25 protein-coding genes are annotated in these 23878 nt (G+C 61.4%); 14 read left to right on the top strand and 11 right to left on the bottom strand.

Annotated elements, in window-relative coordinates; all coding sequences use genetic code 11:
• Positions 1-50 precede the first annotated feature (50 nt).
• Together BSY240_RS08650 and purD are read right to left on the bottom strand one after the other, a co-directional pair.
• Entirely contained in the window at positions 51-500 is a 450-nt protein-coding gene (locus BSY240_RS08650) for a plant virulence effector HPE1-like domain-containing protein (protein ID WP_069042020.1), read from the bottom strand.
• Between the two features lie 125 nt (positions 501-625).
• Positions 626-1897, bottom strand: coding sequence for a phosphoribosylamine--glycine ligase (gene purD, locus BSY240_RS08645; RefSeq protein ID WP_069042019.1), 1272 nt, complete (start codon positions 1895-1897; stop codon positions 626-628).
• A 173-nt stretch (positions 1898-2070) separates the two neighbouring features.
• On the opposite strand from purD, the gene BSY240_RS08640 reads away from it, so the two are divergent.
• On the top strand, positions 2071-4389 hold the full coding sequence (locus BSY240_RS08640) for a Tex family protein (protein ID WP_069042018.1): 2319 nt from the start codon (positions 2071-2073) through the stop codon (positions 4387-4389).
• A gap of 62 nt (positions 4390-4451) precedes the next feature.
• Here BSY240_RS08640 and BSY240_RS08635 read toward each other — a convergent pair whose 3' ends face one another.
• On the bottom strand, positions 4452-4772 hold the full coding sequence (locus BSY240_RS08635; protein ID WP_054148864.1) for a TraR/DksA family transcriptional regulator: 321 nt from the start codon (positions 4770-4772) through the stop codon (positions 4452-4454).
• Between the two features lie 28 nt (positions 4773-4800).
• Positions 4801-5211, bottom strand: a complete 411-nt coding sequence (locus BSY240_RS08630) for a universal stress protein (protein ID WP_054148865.1) — start codon at positions 5209-5211, stop codon at positions 4801-4803.
• A gap of 213 nt (positions 5212-5424) precedes the next feature.
• On the opposite strand from BSY240_RS08630, the gene BSY240_RS08625 reads away from it, so the two are divergent.
• From BSY240_RS08625 to BSY240_RS08600, 6 genes are all read left to right on the top strand, one after another.
• Positions 5425-6306: a VOC family protein gene (locus BSY240_RS08625; protein WP_069042017.1), complete on the top strand. Its 882-nt coding sequence runs from the start codon at positions 5425-5427 to the stop codon at positions 6304-6306.
• 136 nt (positions 6307-6442) lie between these two features.
• Positions 6443-7519, top strand: a complete 1077-nt coding sequence (locus tag BSY240_RS08620) for an AI-2E family transporter (protein WP_069043908.1) — start codon at positions 6443-6445, stop codon at positions 7517-7519.
• Positions 7520-7584: 65 nt separating this feature from the next.
• On the top strand, positions 7585-8481 hold the full coding sequence (locus tag BSY240_RS08615; RefSeq protein WP_069043907.1) for a metallophosphoesterase: 897 nt from the start codon (positions 7585-7587) through the stop codon (positions 8479-8481).
• A 147-nt stretch (positions 8482-8628) separates the two neighbouring features.
• Entirely contained in the window at positions 8629-9072 is a 444-nt protein-coding gene (locus BSY240_RS08610) for a c-type cytochrome (protein ID WP_069042016.1), read from the top strand.
• A gap of 91 nt (positions 9073-9163) precedes the next feature.
• Positions 9164-10081 carry a cytochrome c gene (locus BSY240_RS08605; RefSeq protein ID WP_069042015.1) on the top strand — a complete coding sequence of 306 codons (918 nt, stop codon included), beginning with the start codon at positions 9164-9166 and terminating at the stop codon, positions 10079-10081.
• Positions 10082-10422: 341 nt separating this feature from the next.
• Positions 10423-10647 (top strand): hypothetical protein, encoded by a 225-nt coding sequence (locus tag BSY240_RS08600; protein ID WP_054148869.1) that lies wholly within the window; start codon positions 10423-10425, stop codon positions 10645-10647.
• Between the two features lie 18 nt (positions 10648-10665).
• On the opposite strand, the gene BSY240_RS08595 is transcribed toward BSY240_RS08600, so the two are convergent.
• Positions 10666-11235: a DJ-1/PfpI family protein gene (locus BSY240_RS08595; protein ID WP_069042014.1), complete on the bottom strand. Its 570-nt coding sequence runs from the start codon at positions 11233-11235 to the stop codon at positions 10666-10668.
• Between the two features lie 33 nt (positions 11236-11268).
• Entirely contained in the window at positions 11269-11760 is a 492-nt protein-coding gene (locus BSY240_RS08590) for a GNAT family N-acetyltransferase (RefSeq protein WP_069042013.1), read from the bottom strand.
• A 263-nt stretch (positions 11761-12023) separates the two neighbouring features.
• On the opposite strand from BSY240_RS08590, the gene BSY240_RS08585 reads away from it, so the two are divergent.
• On the top strand, positions 12024-12290 hold the full coding sequence (locus tag BSY240_RS08585; protein ID WP_069042012.1) for a ribbon-helix-helix domain-containing protein: 267 nt from the start codon (positions 12024-12026) through the stop codon (positions 12288-12290).
• 1 nt (position 12291) lies between these two features.
• On the top strand, positions 12292-12621 hold the full coding sequence (locus BSY240_RS08580; protein ID WP_054148873.1) for a type II toxin-antitoxin system RelE/ParE family toxin: 330 nt from the start codon (positions 12292-12294) through the stop codon (positions 12619-12621).
• 49 nt (positions 12622-12670) lie between these two features.
• Here BSY240_RS08580 and BSY240_RS08575 read toward each other — a convergent pair whose 3' ends face one another.
• Complete coding sequence (locus BSY240_RS08575) at positions 12671-13084, bottom strand: MerR family transcriptional regulator (RefSeq protein WP_069042011.1); 414 nt, start codon at positions 13082-13084, stop codon at positions 12671-12673.
• An 80-nt stretch (positions 13085-13164) separates the two neighbouring features.
• On the opposite strand from BSY240_RS08575, the gene BSY240_RS08570 reads away from it, so the two are divergent.
• Complete coding sequence (locus tag BSY240_RS08570) at positions 13165-13896, top strand: cation transporter (protein ID WP_069042010.1); 732 nt, start codon at positions 13165-13167, stop codon at positions 13894-13896.
• A 68-nt stretch (positions 13897-13964) separates the two neighbouring features.
• Here the strand turns inward: BSY240_RS08570 and BSY240_RS08565 are convergent, their stop codons facing one another.
• From BSY240_RS08565 to BSY240_RS08555, 3 genes are all read right to left on the bottom strand, one after another.
• Positions 13965-14282, bottom strand: a complete 318-nt coding sequence (locus BSY240_RS08565; RefSeq protein ID WP_054148876.1) for a hypothetical protein — start codon at positions 14280-14282, stop codon at positions 13965-13967.
• A 220-nt stretch (positions 14283-14502) separates the two neighbouring features.
• A complete protein-coding gene (locus BSY240_RS08560; RefSeq protein ID WP_069042009.1) occupies positions 14503-16611 on the bottom strand; it encodes a S9 family peptidase in 2109 nt (702 codons plus the stop codon).
• A gap of 103 nt (positions 16612-16714) precedes the next feature.
• A complete protein-coding gene (locus BSY240_RS08555) occupies positions 16715-17602 on the bottom strand; it encodes a branched-chain amino acid aminotransferase (RefSeq protein ID WP_069042008.1) in 888 nt (295 codons plus the stop codon).
• Positions 17603-17903: 301 nt separating this feature from the next.
• On the opposite strand from BSY240_RS08555, the gene BSY240_RS08550 reads away from it, so the two are divergent.
• Entirely contained in the window at positions 17904-18701 is a 798-nt protein-coding gene (locus BSY240_RS08550; protein WP_054148982.1) for a MipA/OmpV family protein, read from the top strand.
• Positions 18702-18782: 81 nt separating this feature from the next.
• On the top strand, positions 18783-19736 hold the full coding sequence (gene ubiA / locus BSY240_RS08545; protein ID WP_069042007.1) for a 4-hydroxybenzoate octaprenyltransferase: 954 nt from the start codon (positions 18783-18785) through the stop codon (positions 19734-19736).
• Between the two features lie 132 nt (positions 19737-19868).
• On the opposite strand, the gene BSY240_RS08540 is transcribed toward ubiA, so the two are convergent.
• Positions 19869-20435: a DUF6101 family protein gene (locus BSY240_RS08540; protein ID WP_069043906.1), complete on the bottom strand. Its 567-nt coding sequence runs from the start codon at positions 20433-20435 to the stop codon at positions 19869-19871.
• Positions 20436-20787: 352 nt separating this feature from the next.
• Here BSY240_RS08540 and BSY240_RS08535 point away from each other — a divergent pair, with 352 nt between their 5' ends.
• The gene (locus BSY240_RS08535) at positions 20788-22971 is read left to right on the top strand and encodes a DUF1217 domain-containing protein (RefSeq protein WP_069042006.1); all 2184 of its coding nucleotides are present in this window, start codon (positions 20788-20790) and stop codon (positions 22969-22971) included.
• A 134-nt stretch (positions 22972-23105) separates the two neighbouring features.
• Entirely contained in the window at positions 23106-23864 is a 759-nt protein-coding gene (gene modA / locus BSY240_RS08530; RefSeq protein ID WP_069043905.1) for a molybdate ABC transporter substrate-binding protein, read from the top strand.
• Positions 23865-23878 lie beyond the last annotated feature (14 nt).

Below are 23878 nucleotides of genomic sequence, written 5' to 3'. Positions count from 1 at the left end.
GACCACGAGAGACCGCCGCGCCCGGATCGTTAGGCGGGCGGATGGGGGGATTAGTTTAGACGCAGGTCGAAGCCTGCCAGCGCCGGTGCCTTGTCGGCCTCGATCTGTGCATCGACGGCGGCGGTCGTTGCGCCATGGTCGATTTCGTTGACTGCGGGCAGGCCGCCTGCGACGATGGTCGAGCCGTCGGTGGCCCAGCCTGTCGCGGATGTGTAGACCACGACTGGCGAGCCGCCGAGCCAGCTCTCCACCCGCTTCAGCTTCTTTTCGCCATCTACATCGACCACTTCCGCGGTCTGGCTGCCGCTTGGAACGGTGGGGACCTGATAATCTGTCCGTCCAACCCGCGCAGCGGGCGGCGGGCAGTGGGCACAATCGATCGTCAAAATGCTCGGCTGGCTCGCGGAAAGCCCCGTCACGGTCGAGATCGAACCGGCTTGAGCCGGCATGGCAAGCGCCGAGACGGCAAGCATCATGGATGTCGAAACGATGAAACGCATCACGTTATTCCCCGATTGTTGGGATGAACATTAGCGATCGTTTCTTTCGATCCGGTCAGGAGCTTTGGTAAAATTTGAACGAATGATCGATTTCATGCTCCCGGCAGTGGGAGAGCGCTTGCCCGTCAGGCCTTTTCGCGCTCGATCGCCCGCCAGCCGATGTCGCGGCGGCAGAAGCCGTTCTCCCATTTTACAGCATCAACCAGGCCATAGGCCGCAGCCTGAGCCTCGGCTACGCTCGTGCCGCGGGCCGTGGCGTTGAGCACACGTCCACCCGTTGCCACCAGCTGGCCGTCTTTGATCGCCGTTCCCGCATGAAAGACCTTGGCACCATCGCGCGCCTCAGGAAGCGAGGCAATCGGCGTCGCCTTGTCATAGGCACCCGGATAGCCTTTGGACGCCAGCACCACGGTCAGTGCCGGGTCCTCGCTCCACTCGGCCGTCACTTGATCCAGCGTGCCGGTGGCCGAGGCATGGAGGATGGCCAAAAGATCGCTCTTCAGCCGCATCATCAGCACCTGGCATTCCGGATCGCCAAAGCGGACATTGTATTCGATCAGTTCGGGACCCTTCTCGGTGATCATCAGCCCGGCGAAGAATACGCCCTGGAAGGGGTGGCCCATCTCGGCCATGCCGCGCATCGTCGGCTCGATGATCTCCTTCATCGTCCGTTCGACCATCTCAGGTGTCATCACAGGTGCCGGCGAATAGGCGCCCATGCCGCCGGTATTCGGCCCGGTATCGCCGTCGCCGACGCGCTTGTGGTCCTGGGCGGTCGCAAGCGGCAGCAGCGACTTGCCGTCGGAGAGGCAGAAGAAGCTCGCTTCTTCGCCGTCGAGGAAGGCTTCGACCACGACTTCTGCACCGGCAGCCCCAAACGCGCCCTCAAAGCAATCGTCAATGGCAGCCAGCGCCTCGTCCAGCGTCATGGCAACCGTCACGCCCTTGCCGGCGGCCAGGCCATCGGCCTTGATGACGATCGGCGCGCCCTGTTCCCGCACATAGGCCTTGGCCTTCGGCGCGTTGTTGAAGCGCTGGTAAGCACCGGTCGGAATGTTGAAGCGGGCGCAGACATCCTTGGTAAAGCCCTTGGAGCCCTCGAGCTGTGCTGCGGCAGCCGATGGCCCGAACACGGCAATGCCCGCCTCGCGCAGCCTGTCGGCGATACCAGCCACCAGCGGCGCTTCCGGCCCGACGACGACGAAATCGATGCCCTTGTCCTTGCAGAAGGTGACGACCGCGCCGTGATCCTCGATATCGAGCGCAACAAGTTCCGCCTCTTCGGCGATCCCAGGATTGCCCGGTGAGGCATAAAGCTTCGTCAAAAGCGGCGACTGGGCAATCTTCCAGGCCAGCGCATGCTCGCGTCCACCCGACCCGATCAACAAAACCTTCATCGCCAGCCTCCAGTGCCACAAGGGAATGCCCGGCGGTTAAGGGGGAAGGGGAGAAAGGTCAAGCCGAATTGACCTTGGACGGCCCTGCTTTCCTGTGAAGTGGGGCGCATGCCCGTTGCCTTGCCGCATTCGCCCGCTATGGTCCGCACCCTGAATGAATGAATGGAACACCCATGGCCGACGACATCAGATCCATTGCCGCCCTCATCGCCACCGAGATCAACGCAAGGCCCGATCAGGTCATATCCGCCGTTGGCCTGCTGGATGAGGGTGCCACGGTTCCCTTCATCGCCCGCTACCGCAAGGAAGTGACCGGCGGCCTCGACGATACCCAGCTGCGCAATCTTGCCGAACGGCTGATCTATCTGCGCGAGCTGGCCGCCCGCCGCAAATCGATCTTCGAAAGCATCGACGGCCAAGGCAAGATGACCGACGATCTCGCCCGCAAGATCGCTCAGGTCACCACCAAGGCCGAGCTCGAAGATCTTTATCTGCCTTACAAGCCTAAGCGCCGCACCCGCGCCGGGATCGCCCGCGAGAAGGGTCTGCAGCCGCTCGCCGACGCGATCCTCGCCGACCGCACCAGCGACCCGCAGAAGCTGGCTACGGCCTACATCACCGAGGAAGTCCTCGACGTGAAGGCAGCGCTTGAAGGCGCCCGCGACATCATCGCCGAGCAGATCTCCGAAAACGCCGATCTCATTGGCCGGTTGCGCAACGACATGAAGGATCGCGCGATCCTCTATTCCAAGCTCGTCGATGGCAAGGCCGAGGCGGGTGCGAAATTCTCGGACTATTTCGACCATTTCGAACGCTGGGCAACCGTCCCCGGCCATCGGGCGCTCGCCATGCTGCGCGGCTGGAACGAGGAGTTCCTGTCGCTCTCGATCGAGGTCGACCGTGACGACACGTCCCCTGTTAAAACCAGCCAGCGCATGATCGCCGCCGCCTATCAGGTCGCCGGCAAAGGCCCCGCCGACCAGTGGCTGCTGGAGGTTGCCGGCTGGACATGGCGGGTGAAGCTCTCCGTGTCGCTGTCGCTCGACCTGATGCGCGATCTGCGTGAACGCTCCGAGGAAGAGGCGATCCACGTCTTCGCCCGAAACCTGAAAGACCTGCTGCTCGCCGCCCCCGCAGGCTCTCGCCCGACCATGGGCCTTGACCCTGGCATCCGCACCGGCGTCAAGGTCGCCGTCATCGATGGCACCGGCAAGGTGGTCGAGACGACGACCGTCTATCCCTTCCCGCCGAAGAACGACATCCGTGGCAGCCAGACCGAGCTTGCCAGCCTGATCCGCAAGCACAAGGTCGAGCTGATCTCGATTGGCAATGGCACCGGCAGCCGCGAGACGGAAAAGCTGGTGGCCGACATGCTCGCCCAGTTCCCGGCGACCGCGCCGAAGCCGACCAAGGTCATCGTCTCGGAAGCCGGCGCCTCCGTGTATTCTGCGTCTGAAACAGCAGCCAAGGAATTCCCCAATCTCGACGTCTCCCTACGCGGCGCCGTCTCGATTGCCCGTCGCCTGCAGGACCCGCTGGCCGAACTCGTCAAGATCGAGCCGAAGTCGATCGGCGTCGGTCAGTATCAGCATGACGTCGACCAGGGCCGCCTCGGCCGCTCGCTCGATGCTGTCGTCGAAGACGCGGTGAATGCCGTCGGCGTGGACGTCAACACGGCCTCCGCCCCGCTGCTCGCCCGCGTCTCCGGCCTCGGCAAGACGACGGCGGAGGCGATTGTTGCCCATCGCGACGAGACCGGCCCTTTCGCAAGCCGCAAGGATCTCCTGAAAGTCCCGCGCCTCGGCGCCCGCACGTTTGAGCAATGCGCCGGCTTCCTGCGCATTCCGAACGGCAAGGAGCCGCTCGACGCCTCCTCCGTCCACCCGGAAGCCTACGGCGTGGCGAAGAAGATCGTTGCCGCCTGTGGCCGCGACCTGCGCTCGCTGATGGGCGACAGCGCGACGCTGAAAGGCCTCGATCCGAAGCGCTTTATCGACGAGCAGTTCGGTCTGCCGACGGTGAAGGACATCCTTGCCGAACTCGAAAAGCCCGGCCGCGACCCGCGTCCAAGCTTCAAGACCGCGACCTTTGCGGAGGGCGTCGACGAGATCACCGACCTGAAAATCGGAATGACGCTCGAAGGCACCGTCACCAATGTCGCCGCCTTCGGTGCCTTCGTCGATATCGGCGTGCATCAGGATGGCCTGGTCCACGTTTCCCAACTGGCCGATCGCTTCGTCAAGGATCCGCATGAGGTGGTGAAGGCAGGCGATGTCGTGAAGGTCCGCGTCGTCGAGGTCGACGTCAAGCGCAAGCGCATTGCCCTCACCATGCGGAAAGACGGCGGCGAGGCGCAACAGCCCTCGATGCGCGGCGATGCCAAGGGCAATGCCAGCGCCATGAAGCATTCCAACGCTCGCCCGCCGAAGCCGGAACAGCCGGCGATGGGTGGTCTGGGTGCGGCGCTTGCCGAGGCCATGCGCAAGAAATAGCATAAAAAAACAGGCCGGAGCTCATCACTCCGGCCTGCCCATCGCCCCTCGAAAGCTACCGCTCAATGAGCGGCTGCACAGTCCTGGCAGAATGGCGTATGCGGCACGGCTTTCAGCCGCTCGATCGAAATCGGCTCGCCGCATGTCACGCATTGACCATACCGCCCCTTGGCAATTCGGTCCAGAGCGGCATCGATCGCTCGCAATTCCTCCTCGCCGACCTGGCCGAATTCCTCCAGCACTTCGTCGTTCTCCGCCTCGGTGGCGCGTTCGGTGCTGTCGGCACTCTTCAGGGTGCCGAGATCGGTATCGATCTTTTTCAGCCGCCGCTCGATCTCGTCCTTGCGGGCGAGCAGGATGCGTTCGAAATGGGCTGTGTCCATGGCTTGTACGGGGTTCTCCATCATAGCATCACCGATCGACCAGCACGGAGATCTTCGAGTGGCGCACCACCCGGTCTGCCGTGGCGCCGATGAAATAGTTCGAGAAGTCGGGCACATGCGAACCAACGATGATCAGGTCCGCCTTGTGCTCCTCGGCTGTCGCCAGGATCTCGCGGGCTGGGGCGCCGGAGCGGATCTCGATATGGGCGCTGACCCCTGTCGTTTCCTTGAGCGTGACGAGCTTGGCCTTGGCGTCGTTGATCGCTCCCTCGATGAGGTCGACCGGAACGTCGATCGCCAGGTAGCCGGGGATGTCCTCGATGATGGTCAGAAGCACGATCTCGCCGCCTGCGTCGAGCAGGGACTTGGCCTTGGTCAGGATCGTCTCGCCGACCGCAATGGCTGCCGGATCGACCGGAACGATGATCTTCTTGTACATCTTGCTCTCCTTTGTCACCCACCGGGTGTTTCCTCTTTATGGGAGCAGAATGCGTCCCGCGTGGCCGCGCCGCATTGATCAGGATCAACTTTGAGGCGTGTCGGGTCGTCAATCTTTATCGAACGATGTTTCGAAGAAATGTCGTCTTTTGTGAACGACGGTTTTATCCCATATCTGTGTCCAGAGGTCGCTTTCGGCCGCAGGAGAAACGTGATGACATCCGCCCATGCAGAAACCGCATCCTTTGCCTTAAGCCGCCCCGTGCATGTCGGCCGCGCCCATCTCGTCGTGCGTGATCTGGAGATGATGGCCGGCTTCTATGAGAAGGCCCTCGGGCTGAAGCGCTTGGCGCATGGACCGAGTGGTGTCGAGCTCGGCGCCGGTGATCGCGTTCTTCTGACCCTGACGACGCGCGGCGATGCAGCCGCTGCACCCCGCAATGCAGCCGGTCTCTTTCACAACGCCTTCCTCATGCCCGATCGCGCCGAGTTGGCCCACTGGCTGGCGCACGCTGCCAATCTCGGCCTCCAGTTCGAAGGTGCCAGCGACCACCTTGTGAGCGAGGCGATCTACCTCTCCGACCCGGAAGGCAACGGCATCGAGGTCTACCGGGATCGCCAGCCGAGCGAATGGACCTATCATCCTGATGGGACCGTCGAGATGGACACGCGCCGGCTTGATCTGCAGGCGCTCTATGACGGTGCTCCGAAGACCCCGTGGGCCGGCATCTCGCCGGACGCGGCTCTTGGACATATTCATCTCCAGGTCGGCGACGTGCCTGAAGCGGACCGTTTCTACGAAGGCGTGCTTGGTCTGAAGAAGATGGCGAGCTATCCGGGAGCGAGCTTCTATGCCTCCGGCAGCTACCACCATCATGTGGCCGCCAACATCTGGAACAGCCGCAAGGCGCCAGCTCGCACAGGGGCAATGACCGGGCTCCAGGACTACGAACTCGCCTTCAACGATCACTCTGTTCTGACCGACGTGCTGACCACTCTGGAAAGCCTGGAAATCAGGGTGGAGCGGACCGCGCGCGGCTTCAGTCTCGCAGATCCATGGGGCATCGGTCTGACGCTGGTCGCACCTCAGAGCTGATCTGCCGTATCCGAAACACTGACCGTGTTATTCCCGGTGGAACGGATGTTGTTCCCGCACGTTGAAGGACGTCGCGAGGGAACAACATCATGTCATCATCTATCAGCCGAGAGAAATGCCTGTCCGGGAGCGTCCGGTGAACGTGCAGGTCAACCATCGCCATAGCCCCTCTCGCAAGGTCCGATTCAAGAAGACGGGGCTCGACTATGTCGTGTCCTGGTCGGTCATTGGTCTTTTTCTGATCTTTGCGCTTGTCGCGCTGCATCTGGCTTCGTTCATCCTCATCCCGCTGACCATGGCGATCGTCGTCGGCCTCATCCTCGGAATTGCGGCTGACCGTCTCGGCAAGCTCGGCATGCCGCCCACTGTGACGGCCGTCATCTTGTCCGGCCTTTTCCTGGTCCTGCTACTCGTTCTGGTCAGCATCGTCTGGACGCCGATCAACATGTTGGTCGAAAATGGTCCGGACATGATCAATCGCACGATCGAATATCTTGAGGGTATTCCGTGGATGCAGCGGCCCCTGGCGATCCTGTCGCGCGGGCCGGATTCCATGGAAACAATGCTGGAGAATTCCGGCACCATTCTTTCGACCGTTGCAGCCGGCGTGACGCCAGCCCTTCTCCAGCTCTTAATCTTCATCGCCGGCCTGTTGCTTTTCCTGTCCTGTCGGTTGGCACTGCGTCGAGAACTGATCCGCGCCTTTTCCGACCGTGCGCGTCGTCTGAAGGCCATCCGCCTTTTCAACGAGGTCGAGGAAGCACTCGGCTATTATTTTGCGACGGCGGTCGTCGTTTACGGTATCTTCGGTGCTGTCGCCGCAGTGGTCGCGTGGATCGGCGGTCTGGGTACACCGGCGCTTTGGGGTGTGGCGGCCTTCCTGCTCAGCTTTATCCCGTTTCTCGGCATTGCCATGGTCACCATAGCCATGGCGATCGCCGGCTTGCTGGTGCATGAAAGCCTCTTTATCGGCCTCCTGCCGGCCTTTGTCTTCTTCCTTCTCGATGGTCTCCTGGAAAACCTGCTGATCCCGGCGGTAATGGGCAAGCGGCTGCAGATGAACGCCTTCATGCTCTTTGTCGCCATCGTCTTCTGGACCTGGTTATGGGGTGCCGTGGGCGCCATGCTCGCAGTCCCGCTGACCTTGATCTGCATGACGCTGTATGGCGGGATCGTGCCGCAGACCCGGATACAGCCCAATCTTCCTGGCTGAGGGACTGTCATTCACCCGTCATGGCCAGGGCCTATGCACCGCCGAAAACCACAAACGGTGCATCCATGACTGACACTCTCGCCCGCCTGCGGCTCGGCATCATCGCAGATCCCCAATATGCCGACCTCGACCCGGATCGGGAGCGGGACCGCTACTTCCGCCGCTCGCTCGACAAGCTCGGTGAAGCCGTGCAGCACTTCAATGCGCAGAACCTCGATGCCGTGGTGGTGCTGGGCGACCTGATCGACCGCGGTTGGGAGAATTTCCCACCCGTTCTCGATCTTCTCGAGACGTTGCAGGCGCCGCGCATTCTCCTGCCGGGCAATCACGACTTCATGGTCGACCCTGCGCGCCTGGCGCAGGTTTACCCCAGGCTCGGGATGCCGGCGCCCTATCATGCAGTGCGAATGAAGGGCCTTCGTCTACTGGTCACAGATGGCAACGAGATCTCGCTCTTCGCTCCGCCGGAAGGCGACCCAAGGCGGATCGAAGCCGAGCAGCGTCTTGCTGCGTTGCGGGAACAAGGTGCGCCGAACGCCAACAGGTGGAATGCCGGCATTTCCGATCGTCAGATGACCTGGATCGCCGATCAACTTGCGGCCGCCGAGGAAAGCGGCGAAGACGTCATTCTTCTCGGGCACTACCCCATCTACCCGCCATCCGATCATGCGCTTTGGGGTGCAGAGGCTCTCTCCGGTCTCATCGCCGAGTCCCCCTCGGCCCTGGCCTACCTAAACGGCCACCAGCACACCGGCAATTATGCCGAGAAGAACGGCGTTCACTTCGTCAACTTCCGTGGCATGGTCGATACGGAGCATCAGAACGCCTTCGCGGTCCTTTCCATCTTCGATGACCGGATCGAGATCGCGGGACATGGGCGCGAACCCGACCGCAGCCTTCAGCTGCGTCCCGGCAAGCGCCGTACAGGCATCTTCGCTGACAATTCACTGACAGCCTGCTGACGTGAATTCGTCATAAATATCTGAAACTTGCCAAGGGTGATGCTCATCACTCCTTTGTGACTTCAATCGGATGTTCCAAGGCGTCAAACATAGGATGCCCTGCTAACGATCGCCGGTGCGTCCGGCTGAGCCCCTGGAGAAAAGCTGATGAAGTTGAAACTCGTTCTGTCTGCCGCGACGGCGATCTGTCTTGGCGTGACCGCAGCCATTGCTGCGGGCGAACCGCAGGCCGTGCGTCAGGATGAAATGAAGAAGGTCGGCGGTGCCATGGGCGCGCTCGGCGGTATCGCCAAGGGCGAGAAGCCCTATGACGCGGAAGCCGTGAAGGCAGCCCTTACTACGCTCGCCGAAGTCGGCAAGACCTTCCCCGACCATTTTCCCGCGGGCACCGAAACCGGCATGGAATCCGAAGCCGCGCCGGCGATCTGGCAGAACATGGACGACTTCAAGGCCAAGTCCGCCAAGCTCGCTTCCATCGCGGAAGCCCAGCTCGCCGCACTTCCGGCTGATCAGGCCGGCGTCGGTGCTACGATGCAGGCCGTCGGTGCCACTTGCGGCGATTGCCACCAGACCTACCGTCTGAAGAAGTAAGGCCCTCCCGGCGGGTGATCTCCGGACGACCTGGATCGCCCGCCGAATTGCACGCTTCCAGGCGTGTGCATGCAGTAGACGGAGGCCTGAGATGGCATCGACATGGGTAAAGGGGCTCGGTACGCTCGCCGTGCTCGGTGCAGCCGGTTTCGGCACGTTCCTTTTCATCACCGCGCCTCAGCGCCAGGACCCTGCGGTCTGGGCCAATCTCGGCGAACCAGATCTCACCCATGGACGGGAAGTGTTCTTTGCCGGTGGTTGTGCGAGTTGCCATGCGCCGGTCGGAGCCACGGGCGATGCGCGGCTGGTCCTTTCGGGCGGCGCACCGCTGAAGAGCGATTTCGGCACCTTCCACGCACCCAACATTTCCCGCGACCCGCAAGCCGGTATCGGCGCCTGGACACTCGCCGAGTTCGGCGATGCCATGACCCGTGGAGTGGGTCGCGCGGGCGAACACCTTTACCCGTCCTTCCCCTACGGCTCCTATGCGCGCATGACGCCGAAGGATATCAACGACCTCTACGGTTTCATGAAGACGCTGCCGGCGAGTGATGCCGTAGCACCTGCGCATGAGTTGGGCTTCCCATTCAACCAGCGCATCGCGCTCGGCGGCTGGAAATTCCTGTTCTTCAGCGATGCCCCGCGCGTTGAACTGGCCGATGCCTCCGACATGCTGAAGCGTGGCCAGTATCTCGTCGAAGGCCCTGGCCACTGCGGCGAATGCCATACGCCGCGCAATGCGCTCGGAGGCTTCCTTTCCGGCCAGTGGCTCGCCGGTGGTCCCAATCCGGACGGCGAGGGCACGATCCCCAACATCACGCCGGGCTCGAAGAGCATGGGGTCGTGGAGCGAAGGCGATATCGTCACCTATCTCGAAACCGGTTTCACACCCGATTACGACAGTGTCGGCGGTTCCATGGTCGAGGTGCAGAAGAACATGGCGGAACTGACGGCCGCCGATCGCGAGGCGATTGCCGCCTATCTGAAGGCGATCCCGGCGGTGCAATGATACCAAGTGTCGATGATAGGGATCTATAGGATCGGCTCGACCGCAATTTCTGGCTAGGAGAGGTCCGAAGAGCGATGCTGACGCATCGGTCAAGGAACTCGGCGACGCCAGAATAGGCGGGAAGCCGACCAAGGGTGGCTTGTTGCAGGCCCCTGGCGTTGTTGCGCCGCTTGGCCGATGCGGGAGCATCGCCCGGCGCGCCGCGCCTAGCCAGCAACCCGCAATAAGCCATCCTATGGGTTCTTATCATCGACACTTGGTACAAGCTTTCACGGCTCTGTTCAGCATCGCGCAAGCCTTGTCTGTCATCTTTCTGTCGTCGAAATGACTGCGGAGGGGATATGAGCATCGAACGCCGGCGGATGGAGAATGCGCTCCGGTCCCTGCTCGACAACTATCCGGACCCCGCTCTGCACCGCTGGGTGCATGAGACTGTTGGTGCTTTTGAGAAGCGCCTCTCGGCCATCGTTGACCCGCGCGAGCGCGATCACGCCCAGCAGGCGGCTCTCATCCTGATCAAGACAACGCTGCAGAAATGGTCGGAGAATCCGCCCGTCAGGCACTGATGCGGACGACATCAGTTCTCAACGGCGATGCTCGGCGGCAAACATCGTCAGCTCTTCCTCGGCTTCGGGCCCGAAGAGATCAAGCGCCTTCAGCACTTCGATCGTAAAGGTATCCGGTGCCGAGCCGGCTGCGGTCACGATCTTTCCGTCGCGCGCCGCCTGTGGTTGGTCCACATACCGAGCCTCCCCGCGATAACCGGGATACTTCTTGTGCGACGCGAGCGCATTTCCGGTATGCGCGACGTCGTCGAGCACGCCTGTCGCCGCCAGCGCGCTCGCGGCCGCACAGATCCCGCCGAGAACCTTGCCTTTGTCACGAAACGCCGTGGCGAGCGCTGTGAAGTCGAACGCCACACCCTTTTCCCAGGCATAGCCGCCGGGAATGATCAGCGCATCGAACTGCTCGGCATTGATCGCGTCAAAGCCGACGTCGGGTGTGACCTTCAGCCCGCCCATGGAGATGACGGGTTTGCCATCCGGGCTTGCCGTCACCACTTCGCAGTCGAGCCAGTAACGCGTTGCCGCCATCAGGAGCGCGGGTTCCCAGTCGGCATAGTCGTTCTGCAGGGCAATCACGATGCGGGGCATGAGGTTCCTCCTTGCGTCTCTGTCGGGTGAGGCTCAGCTCAAGGCCTGCAGGTAGCGCATGCCGGTGACCGGGCGCGGAATGAAGTCCATGTTTTCGTAGAAGCGGTGGGCGGCAAAATTGCCGGTGGCAGCCGATACCGAAAGGAAGTCACAGCCGGAAGCGCGGGCGATCTGGCGGGCCCGGTCGACGAGATGCTGGCCGATGCCGTTGCCCCGCTGTCCGTCGCGCACGAAGAGATGATGCAGCTCCATGCCGCGCTTGCCTTCCTGCGCCTTGTAGAGCGGCACGAGGATGGCGTAGCCGATCAGGCCCTCTTCGCCGCTGTCGGCAACCAGCGCCTGGATCCAGGGCATGGGCCCGAACAGGTCGCGCTCCAGAACATCAGGCGTCATCGCCGAAGCATCGCCGTGATGCTGCGCGAGCGCCAGGATCATCGCGTTGAGTTCCGGCAGGTCGCGCGGCTTGGCATGGCGGATGGCCACGATCGGCGGGCGGGGGAGTGTAAGGTTTGTATCTTCGGTCATGTTGCTTTCCCTTGGTCTCATTTCGTGCCGTCAGGGGAAAGTCGTCCGGAAAACAACAAGGCCGCCTGACGGCGGCCTGTTGACAATGTGATCTTGTCAGGCCGCCGGTTACCGGTAGGCCCAAAAATACGTGCAGGAGATGGTTGCGCGGATATCGATCATGGCGGGTGTGATGCGCCAGTTTAAATCGATTGTCAACGGGGGAACTGTCAGCTGTTTTGAAGCTGGCGATATGGTATGCTTGTCTCCATGGAGGTCGACAGATGACCATTAGTCTTAAACTCGACGACAATGATCGGGAGAGGATCGAACGTCAGCTGGCGAGCGGTCGGTTTTCCGATGCCTCGGCGGTTGTCCGCGCCGGCTTGGAACTACTTGATGAGCTTGATGGTGCAAGAGATCGCTGGCTCGACGTCGAAATTCCTGCTCGTTTCGCCGATGCCAAACAAAATCCCGACCGGCTGATCTCTGGCGACGAGGTATTTGCGCGACTTGAGGCGCGCCACCGCAGTCGCGTGAGTGACCGGTAACATGACCCGGCCGCTGATTATCCATCCGGATGCGGCCGGAGAGCTCAATGACCTATACGATTACATCGCGGAACGCTCAGGCTCGGACAGGGCGTGGAGCTATGTCAGTGCCGTAAAATCCTTCCTCGCCGATCTCTGCGCCTACCCTGAGCGTGGAAGTTTGCGAAGCGGCGCGGTAGACGGGCTTCGGATCATCGGCTTCCGCCGACGCCTGAGCATTGCCTTCGTCGCCCGGGAAGGTGACGTCTTGGTGCTCGGCTTCTTCTATGCAGGTCGCAATATTGATGCGGCACTGCTCGACCAGCGGGCCAATCCAACCGAGGGCCCTTGACCATCACCGCTCCACCTCTGCCCCGGCGCTGGGCCGTGAGCATCGGTCCTCAATGCTCGTGCTCGCACAGCCCGTGATCGGACAGTGCCCGGATCACATAACAGTCGCCGATCGTATGGCATTCCCCATGCGAGACGATGCGGGCGAGCTCCGCCTCCAGCTTCTTCAGCCGCGCAATCTTTTCCCTGACATCATCGAGCTGTTCCCGGGCGATGTGGTCTGCCCGCTCGCAGGGCTCTTCCGGATGGCCGCTGAGCGTCAGCAACTCCCGAATCGCCTCGATCGGAAATCCGAGATCCCGCGCATGGCGGATGAAGGTCAGTCGCTCAAGATCGGCCTTCTCGTAGCGCCGCTGATTGCCTTCCGTGCGATCCGGGGCCGAGATCAGCCCCATCTGCTCGTAGTAACGGATGGTCGGCACCTTGACCCCCGCGCGCCGGGACAGATCCCCGATCGAAAACATGAAATAACCCCTTGAACCTCTAGTCACTATAGATCCTAAGGTCGATGCATGACCACATCAAGACCTGAAGGATATCAAAGATGAGTGCTGCTTGCGGCCATGACCATGCCCCTTTCGACGGCATGTCCGACACCTACAAGCGCCGGCTCTGGCTGGTGATTGCCATCAATGCCGCCATGTTCGCCGTGGAAATGACGGCCGGACAGCTGGCACGTTCCCAGGCATTGCAGGCCGATGCGCTGGATTTCTTCGCCGATGCCGTAACCTACGGCATTTCGCTCGCCGTGATCGGCGCCTCGCTGAAAACCCGCAGCATGGCTGCCGCCGCCAAGGGTGTGAGCCTCTTCCTGATGGGCCTCTGGGTCTTCGGCTCCACAGTCTGGCGGGCCTTTGAAGGCGGCGTGCCAGAGGCGCCGGTCATGGGCCTCATCGGCTTCCTGGCGCTTGGCGCCAATGTCGCGAGCGTGCTTCTCCTGATGTCCTACAAGGACGGGGACGCCAATGTGCGTTCTGTCTGGCTCTGCTCGCGCAACGATGCGATCGGCAATGTCATCGTCATGATCGCGGCCCTCGGCGTCTGGGGCACCGCGACTGCCTGGCCCGACCTGATTGTCGCCGGCATCATGGCAGGCCTGTTCCTCAGTTCCTCCGTCCAGATCCTCAACCAGAGTTACCGCGAGTGGAGGGCGGGCGAAGCAATAACCCTGTCATCGTCCTGCTGCGGGACGGGGAAGGCATCCTGCGGGTCGGGGCATGATCATGATCACGCTCAGCATGAGCACGGCGCAGAGCACGTGCATCGTCACCCCTGACGGATGTCCAGACGCAAGAAAGCCGGCCTGGCATCATGCCGGCCGGCCTTCTTGACCGCATCGTCTCATCAGAATTCCTGATAGGGCGAAGGGGGTATCTCGTATTCCCGGTAGGCGGCTTCCACCATCTGCACCCGGGAATCGGCAGGCTGGCGATCCCGGTTCGGGCCATTGCCGATGTCGACGATCGCCTTGCGCGAGCCTTCGACGGTCCACAAGGCCGAAGCCAGCTGGTTCGACAGGAGCGTACTGGAAAACGTGCTCGCACCGCTTCCGCGGGGTGCGCTGGTGTTGGACGTTTCGGGGGCAGCATCCTCCGCGCCTGCCGTGTTCGGCACGTATCGGCTTTGGTAGGAGTAGCCGCTCAGGCCGCTTTCGATCCTCATGGCGGACACCTCAGTTGAAGAATTAACCTTTTGTTAACCTTTCAACTTTGCGCGAAGCTTGCGCCGGCGATGTCGCCATGAGAATTGCCCCTTGCGCAATGTCGCGACTGAAAGTACGGGCGGCGAATCGAAATTTTAAGGCGCGGCTGTTTCAGGCATTGCCGAAACAATGCCGAAAACGCACCCGTTATTGCTTGGAGTCTGCGACCGCGCTGCCGCTTTAGACCTTCCCCGCCACCTTGATCGCATAGGCATATTCAAACGCGATCTCTTCCAATCGCTGGAAACGTCCCGACTTGCCGCCATGGCCTGCGGCCATGTTGGTCTTCAGCAGGAAGGGGCCGGCATCCGGCGCCGTATCCCGCAGCCGCGCGATCCACTTGGTGGGCTCCCAATAGGTGACGCGCGGGTCGGTGAGGCCTGAAAGAGCGATGATCGGCGGGTAGGGCTTCTTATCGACGTTGTCGTAAGGGCTATAGGCCGCGATCCAGCGATACTCTTCTTCCGACTCGATCGGATTGCCCCATTCCGGCCATTCCGGCGGGGTGAGCGGCAGCGTGTCGTCGAGCATGGTGTTGAGCACGTCGACGAAGGGTACGGCGGCGATGATGCCGGCGAATTTTTCCGGTGCCATGTTGGCGACCGCTCCCATCAGCATGCCGCCGGCCGATCCGCCTTCGGCGATGATCCGGTCGTATGCGGTGAAGCCTTGCCTCACCAGGTGGTCGGCAGCCGAGATGAAGTCCTTGAAGGTATTGACCTTCTTTTCCATTTTGCCGTCTTCGTACCAGGAAAATCCCTTGTCCTTGCCGCCGCGGATATGGGCGATTGCATAGACGAAGCCGCGATCGGCAAGCGACAGGCAATTGGTGTTGAAGCCGGCGGGAATGGTGATGCCATAGGCGCCATAGCCATAGAGCAGGCAGGGGGCGGAGCCGTCGAGCTTCGTGTCCTTCCGGTAGAGCAGGGTAACCGGCACCGTCTCGCCGTCATGCGCTTCGGCAAAGACGCGGCGGGTGACATAATCCGCCGGGTTATGGCCTGATGGTACTTCCTGGGTCTTCAGAAGTGTGCGCTCGCGCGTCGCCATGTTGTAGTCGAACAGCTGGCTTGGCGTCGTCATCGACGAATAGGAGAAGCGGATGATATCGGTTTCGTATTCCGCAGCGCCCTGAAGTCCCAGCGAATAGGCTTCTTCCGCAAAGGCAATCGAGTGCTCCTCGCCCGACTTGCGGTCGCGGATCATGATGACAGGCAGACCCTCGCGACGCTCCAGCCAGACGAGATGGCGCACGAACGCCATGTGGTTGAGGATCAGCCGGCCCGGCTCATGCGGCACGAGGTCTTTCCAGTTTGCCTTGCCCGGTGCAGACACCGGCGCCTCGACGATCTTGAAGTCCTTGGCGCCGTCGGCATTGGTCAGGATGTAGAAGACATCGCCGCCTTCCGTCATCGAATATTCCACGCCCTCTTCGCGCTCGGCGACCAGCACGGGCTCAGCCGTCAAATCCAAGGTGGACAGCAGGCGGTATTCGGATGTTTCGTGGTCGTGGATGTCGATGAAGATGAAGTCGTCGAGCAACGAGCCGCCGACGCCCATGAAGAAACCGGGGTCCTTTTCCTCATACACCAGCCGGTCAGACGACTGCGGTTGACCCACGATATGGTGGAAGACCTTGGACGGACGGTGGTTCTCATCCTGCAGCGTATAGAAGAAGCTCTTGCCATCAGGCGCCCAGACACCGCCGCCGGCGGTATTTTCGAGCACATCGTCCAGATCCTGCTTGGTGGAGAGATCGCGGATGCGCAGCGTGTAGTATTCCGAGCCCTTGTCGTCATAACCCCAGATGCCGAAGGCGTGGTCTGTCGTGTGATCGATGCCGGACAGACGGAAATAGTCCTTGCCGACAGCTTCCTTGTCGCCATCGAGCAGCAGGTCGCGGATCGACTCGTCCTTCGGGCTGCCGTCACGTGGAATGCGGAAATAGCGCGGCTGCTCGCCGCCGGTGACAAAGGCCGAACCATAGGCAAACAGACCGTCCTTCATCGGGATCGACGAATCGTCTTCCTTGATACGACCCTTCATCTCGGCAAACAGCGTCTTCTGCAGCTCCTTGGTGTCCGCCATCGCCGCTTCCATATAGGCGTTCTCGGCTTCGAGAGTGGAGCGGATTTCCGGATCGAGGATCGAGGTATCCTTGAACATGGCCTGCCAGTTGTCGGCGCGCAGCCAGGCATATTCGTCCGTTCTCGTGATGCCGTGACGGGTATCGGAAACGGGCTTCTTGGCGGCGGCGGGTGCGGCGGGCAGGTTCTTGAAGACGGACAAGGGAGATCCTTCCGAAAATGGAAACATTCAGCTCAGCGAGAGATAGAGAGGCGAGGGGCCGCGATCAAGCGGCCGGGACGCGGGGCAGGCGCGTTGCGAGGGGTCAGCCGTCCGTGCCGGCAGTCGATTTCGCCCAGTCCATGTAGAGTTCCAGTGCCTTGCGCGTCACCGGGCCTTCCTGGAACTGCGCGTCATCGAGACGCGTCACAGGCACGACCTTGGAATAATTGCCGGTCTGGAAGATCTCGTCGGCATTCATGAAGTCCTCGACAGACAGCGTCACCTCGCGCACCTCGAAGCCGGCCTGGCGCAGCAGGCCCATGATGCGCGCACGGGTGATGCCGGCAAGGAAGGTGCGGTTCGCCGCAGGGGTGAAGACCACGCCATCCTTCACCATGAAGACGTTGGAGGAGGCCGTCTCCACGACATTGCCGTTCATGTCGCGCACCAGCGCATTGTCGAAGCCGCGTTTGCGGGCGTCGATGATCATGCGGCCGGAATTCGGGTAAAGGCTGCCGGTCTTGGCATCGGTCATCGCGCATTCCGGCGTCGGACGCCGGAAGGGGGAAACCGTCAGCGAGGAGGGCTTTGCCGTGTGCATCGGCGCCTCAAAAAGGCAGAGCGCAAAGCGCGTCGATTCCGGATCGGCTGCGACCACCGAGCCCATCTGGCCGTGTTCGGCCCAATACATCGGCTTGATGTAGATCGCGGTCTTGCCGTCGAACTTCTCGATGCCTTCCCAGGCGAGGCGCTCGATCTCCTCGGCCTCCATGGTCGCCTTCATGCCCATGTTGGCGGCCGAGCGATTGACGCGCTGGCAATGCAGGTCGAGATCCGGGGCAATGCCGTCGAACCAGCGCGCGCCATCAAACACCGTCGAGCCCAGCCACATCGCATGCGAGACCGGCCCGATCAGCGGCGGGTTGCCGGCAAACCATTCTCCGTCGACATAGGTGAAGGTAGGGGTGCGGGCGGATGTATCGACGGCCATGGCGGGTCTCCTGTTCTCGTTGCTTCGCAGCAAAGTCGCCTCAGGCTCCAAGGTCAAGGTGAAACACGCCCTCAGGACACGATTTGGCAACGATCCAGGTCAAAACCGCCTCGCGAGGTGGATTTCCACATGAATCCAGAAGCTTGGCTGATGGATCGATCAGTGCACCTGATGGTCCTGGCAGCCGAAGTGTCCTGAGCCGCCGATGTGGTTAAAGATCCTGTAACGGATTCCTGAAATATTGAACGAAGTTGAGATCGCGATCTTCGGTCTCGTGTACTGCGTTTTCTTGGGGGTCTTCATGAACAGGCTGCGTCTTATCGCCCTGCTTTCCGCATCGGTTGCGGTCTCGTCTTCGCCGGCCTTCGCCGATGGTCTCTTCTCCGGAAACTGGTATGTCACCCTCGGCGGCGCCGGCATCTCCGCGCCGACCTTCGAAGGCTCCAAGAACCGCAAGCTCTTCTTCCAGCCGATCATTTCGGTCGGCCGTGGCGGTGCGCCGCGCTTCTCCTCGCGCAACGACAATCCGTCTTTCGCAATCTACAACACGGACGTTCTGCGTGCCGGTGTTGTCGGCAAGTTCGTGCCCTCGCGCGACGCCGGTACTGACGATGCGCTGCGGGGCCTCTCCGAGGTCAAGTGGGGCGGTGAACTCGGCGGTTTCGCCGATGTCTATGTCACCGACTGGATGCGGGCCCGTGCCGAAGTGCGTCAGGGCATCCGCGCCCATGATGGCTTGGTCGCCGATATCGCGGTCGATGCCTTCACCGATATCGCGCCCGATCTCAGGGTCTCGGCCGGTCCGCGCATGACCTTCGCCACCAGCGGTTACACCAGCGCTTACTACGGCGTGGACGCGGCCGAATCTGCCGCGTCGGGGCTCAGCCAGTACAATCCGGACGGTGGCGTGACCTCCTATGGTGCGGGCGGGGCGATCACCTGGAACGCCACCGACAAGATCACCATGAGCGCCTTTACCGAATACAAGCGGCTCGCCGGCCCGGCTGCCGATTCGAGCCTCGTGCAGGAACGCGGCAGCAAGAATCAGCTGATGTTCGGCGTCTCTGCCAGCTATAAGTTCGGCGTCAGCTTCAACTGACGAAAAGGCCGCAGCCGATTTTGCAGCGGCGATGGGAGCGGGCGGTTTTCTTGAACCCGCCCATGCTCTATCAGTTGGGCCATGAGCACCACTGAGCCGAACATCGATCGCGTCATCGACGCGCCCTCCGACAACTTCGTATATCGCATTCTGCCGCGATGGCTCTGGCCGCATGCCCAGCTCGCCCGCTGGGATCGGCCGATCGGCTGGCAGCTCCTGATGTGGCCCTGCTTCTGGTCCTCGGCGCTTGCCGCCAATGCGCTTGCGGCCGAGGGGCGCCTGAACCTTCTGCTTTTCGTCTTCCACCTCTTCCTGTTCTTCGTCGGTTCTGTCGCCATGCGCGGCGCAGGCTGCACCTATAACGACCTCGTCGACCATGAGATCGACAACATGGTCGCCCGCACGCGGTCGCGTCCGCTGCCGTCGGGGCGCATCTCGCGCCGCAACGCCAAGATCTTCATGGTCGTGCAGTCCCTGGTCGGGCTCGTCGTGCTCCTCTGCTTCAACAGCTTCTCGATCATGCTCGGCATCCTGTCGCTCGCCGTCGTCGCGATCTATCCCTTCGCCAAGCGCTTCACCGACTGGCCGCAATTCTTCCTCGGGCTGGCTTTTTCCTGGGGCGGCCTGATGGGTTGGGCCGGCCTGCACGGCAATCTCTCGCTCGCTGCCATTCTCGTCTATGTCGGGGCGGTCGCCTGGACGATCGGCTACGACACGATCTACGCCCATCAGGACCGCGAGGATGATGCGCTGGTCGGCGTCCGCTCGACGGCGCGTCTCTTCGATCGCGAGACCAAGATCTGGCTGAGCGGGCTCTATGGGTTGACGCTGGTGCTACTCCTGTCGGCTTTCATCGCTGCCGGTGCGGCTTTCCCCGCAATCATAGGTCTCTTGATTGCAGCTGCGCTCTTCGCCTGGCAGATCAAGGTGCTCGACATCGATGATGGAGCGCAGTGCCTGGCGCTGTTCAAGTCGAACAACCGCGTCGGCCTGATCATTTTCTTAGGCCTCGTCGCCGCCCTTCCTTTCGCCTGAGCTTTGTACAGTTCTCGCTAATCCAGGCGCTGATCTCGTTCCATTTCGAGACGCCGGTAGCCGATGTCCCTCAAAAGCCAGAGGCCCGGAAGTTGCCTTCCGGGCCTCTGGCTGTTCAGTCTTGGGACGCGATCAGTTGCGTGCGATGATTTCCTTTCCGGAAATCTTCATGGTTACACCCAGCTTGCCGGTTGTACGGCGCACCAGGAAGCGCGGGCGACGCTCCGCGAAGTAGGAATGGCGGCGACGCGGCTGCGTTTCCTTGGTGCGGATATCGCCGAGATGCTCTTCAAGCGGACGAGCCACGCCATCGGCCTCGACCATCAGCATGGGAATGCGGAACGCATCCGCCCAGCCGCGCCAGTCGGCAGCGATATCGCAGAGATCATGAGCCACGAGCAGCGGAATGCAGAGATCCGGATCGTCGTGATGCAGTTCAAGCGTCACGGTGACTTCACCGTCGCCATGGTCGATGGCACGCGCAGCGACGCCCTTGAAGGCCCGCGCCGGAAGAGCAAAGGACAGCGGCAAGCCACTGCCGGGGAGGATCTTGCGCAGAACGGCGCCGCGCTCATCGATGGTGATCGTGACGTCGCCCAGAGCGCCCCGCAATGCGTAAGTCACCTGCTGGGGGAACCGCGAGGGATCCAGACGCAGAGTGGCGCCGGCCCATGCTGGCTTCAAAACCGTGTTCGTCATCTTCATGCTACCCTTGTTTTACCCGAGAGCGCGTCATGTGCTCGTCTGTTCGGGACTTTTCGTCCTCTGTGGGTGCAAGATAGCCAGCCGCTGTTGGAGACAGCTTAAAAGATGCGGTAAAGAAAACCTTGCGCGGTCAAATGGTTAGTTTTGTCGTACCGGTCACGGTTTCGAAAAGGTGAAACTCCTCTTCGATCTGTACCGACACGAAACGAATACCGCCTGACTGGTCTGATCATCGACTTTGGAGCGCAGAAACGACCTGAGGCTTCTTCATGAATTCATAAAGCTTGAGGCAAGGATTTTGCGCCATACTGTGATTCGCGCGCGCTGTGTTCTCTAAGGAATTCCGATGGTCTCGACCTATCTGAGCTACAATCTCGTCAACCGTGACATCAAGGGGAGCATCAACCGCACCGCTTCCGATCCGGTTGTCGCGCGCCAGACCGAGTACTTCAAGGAGAACATCGGCAAGGTCACGAACCTCGAGGAATTCCTCGACGACTACCAGCTCTATTCCTATGCGATGAAGGCCCATGGTCTCGAAGAGATGACCTATGCCAAGGCCTTCATGAAAAAGGTGCTGGAAAGCGATCTTTCCGACGAAGCGAGCTTCGCCAACCAGCTGACCGACGAGCGCTACCGCAATTTCGCCGCTTCTTTCCAGTTCTCGGCGGAAAAGACCGATTTGCAGACGGACTCCCAGCAGACGATTTTGCTCGAAAGATACGAAGCCTCGCTTGCCGCCCAGAGCGACACGCTGGAGGCGGAAGCCTTCTACTACGAGGCCGTGATCGACAACATCACCAGCGTCAGCGGCTTGGTCAACAATAGCCGCCTGATGACCTTCGCACTCGACGCCTATGGCATCGACGGCAACGTCTATACCAAGGATCATTTGACCAAGGTCCTCACGAGCGACACCTCGGATCCGAACAGCTATGTCAATCAGTTGGTCGCCAATGGCGCTGCCAACGCGTCGAAATTCCTGAAGCTCGCCGAAGCCTTCGACTTCAATGCCGATGGCTCGCTCTCTGGCGCGACTGCCCAGACGGCGGCCCAGAAGGAGGCCACCGTCTCGCTGTATGTCGACGAAGAGCAGATCTACGTCACCGATTACTATCGTCAGCGCGAGCGCGCCTATTATGAGCAGAAGATCGCGACGATCACGTCGGTCGATGAACTGACCGCCGATACGCGCCTGTTCAATTACGTCAAGACTGCATTCGAGCTGGGCTCGATGGGGGCTTCGACCTTCAAGCGGATCGTAACGAGCGACACCTCCGACCCGAACAGCTACGCGGCCACCAATGGCGGCGATGCGTGGGTGGCCATTGCCGGCAAGTTCAACTTCGCCAGCGACGGAACGGTCGAAAGCGGCATGACCGCGCAGGGTTCCACACAGCTCGCATCGACGAATTCGGGCTTTGCAACCTTCTACGACGATGCGGATGAAGAGCGCAAAGAGGCTTTGACCGAGCTCTTCAAGACCAATATCTCCGAGGCCGAAAACGTCGATGACATTCTGACTGACACGACGATGCGCCTTGTCCTGCAGCGTACGTTTGGTTTCGAGGCCAATGAATTCTCGGTGCGCGAACTGAGGCAGGCCCTGACCAGCGATTTCACCGATCCAAACAGTTTTGCCAACAAGTCGAAGGACACGCGTCTGATCGAGATGTCGAAGCTCTTCAACTTCGACGGCGAGGGCAATGCCGCCGTGCCGCTTTCGCCGCACAATACGCTGACGGCGACGATGATCGCGAAGCAATATGTCATCAACGAAGTCCGCTTCCTCGACGACAACGAGAGAACCGCCGCACGCGAAGCCGCGACCAAAAAGGCCGAGGTTTACCAGGAGCGCATTCAGTCGATCGACACCGTCAAGGAGCTGCTCGCCGATCGCGACGTTATCGACGTGGTCATCGGCGCCTACGGCCTGGATCCAGAGGATGTCACCGATGACTTCCTCAAGCAGGTTTTCGCATCGGACCTGTCCGATCCCAAGAGCTTCGTCAATCAGCAGCCGGACAGCCGCTGGGCCGAACTTGTCGCTTCCTTCAACTTTGACGCCAATGGCAATCTGACCCGCGAGACGATCGGTACGGTCCAGCAGCGTGGCGAGACCCTGGAAACCGTGAACAAGTATCTCCGGCAGACACTGGAAGAAACCGAAGGCGCAAGCAACGAGGCTGTCCGCCTGGCGCTCTATTTCGAGCGCACCGCGCCGAACATCACCGATGCCTATGGCCTCATCGCCGACGACGCGCTCATGGCGGTCTTCCGGACGACGTTCGGTTTCTCGGACGAGTTCTCCAACATGGACGTCGACCAGCAGGCGCGCATCATCAACGACAACCTCGACCTGGCCGACCTGCAGGATCCAACCAAACTGGAGCGGTTCTTGCAGCGCTACACTGCCATGTACGACACGGAAAACGCCAGTTTCAGCAATTCCGCCGTCTCCATTCTGAGCGGCGGCAGTGGCAGCATCTCGGCAGATCTGCTGTTCAGCCTGGCGCAGCTGAAGGCCTGATCAACGTTCATTCCCGCAACCCGCAGGCCTCTTGTCTGCGGGTTTGCTTTTGGCTATCGATATATCCGTTGGGATATATCGCTACGGGGGGCTTTGTGATCAACCGGTTGAAGACGAAAGCTTTGGCGCTGGCCATGCTCCTGGCAGTAGGCGTCATGATCCTTGCTCCGTCGGGTGGGCGCGCCGAACACCCGGTCACGGTCTTCGCCGCCGCAAGTCTGAAGGAGAGCCTCGAAGAGATTGCCGCTGCGTGGAAGCAAGCGGGCGGAACGGAGGTCCGGCTCTCCCTCGCCGGCAGCTCGGCGCTCGCCAGGCAGATCGAGCAGGGCGCGCCAGCCGACCTCTTCATTTCTGCCGATCTCAAATGGATGGACCACCTTGAGACGGTGGGCCAGGTAAAGGCGGACAGCCGGGTGAACCTGCTCGGCAACCGGATCGTTCTTGTCGCGCCGACGGATGCGGCCACGACGGCGACCATCGCCCCTGGCTTCCCGCTCGCATCCCTTCTTGGCGATGAACGTCTGGCCATGGCCAATGTCGATGCCGTCCCCGCCGGAGCCTATGGCAAGGCCGCGCTCGAAAGCCTCGGCGTCTGGGAGAGCGTCAAGGACAAGGTTGCCCAGGCCGAGAACGTCCGTGCTGCCTTGCTGCTCGTCTCCCGCGGCGAGGCGCCTTTCGGCATCGTCTACGAAACGGATGCCAGGGTTGATCCCGGCGTGAAGATCCTCGACCGCTTCCCCGAGGACAGCCATCCCGCCATCGTCTATCCGGCAGCTCTCACGACGGATAGCAAGAACCCGCGCGCCGCCGAATTCCTCGCTTACTTGCAGGGCGCGGACGCCCATGCCATCTTCATCGCCGCCGGCTTCACAGTGCTGGCCAAGACAAACTGACATGGCCACGACCA

The sequence above is a fragment of the Agrobacterium sp. RAC06 genome (assembly GCF_001713475.1).
GTDB lineage: Bacteria > Pseudomonadota > Alphaproteobacteria > Rhizobiales > Rhizobiaceae > Allorhizobium.
Note: the sequence above shows the minus strand (reverse complement) of the source record. Positions and strands in the feature narration are given on the sequence as shown.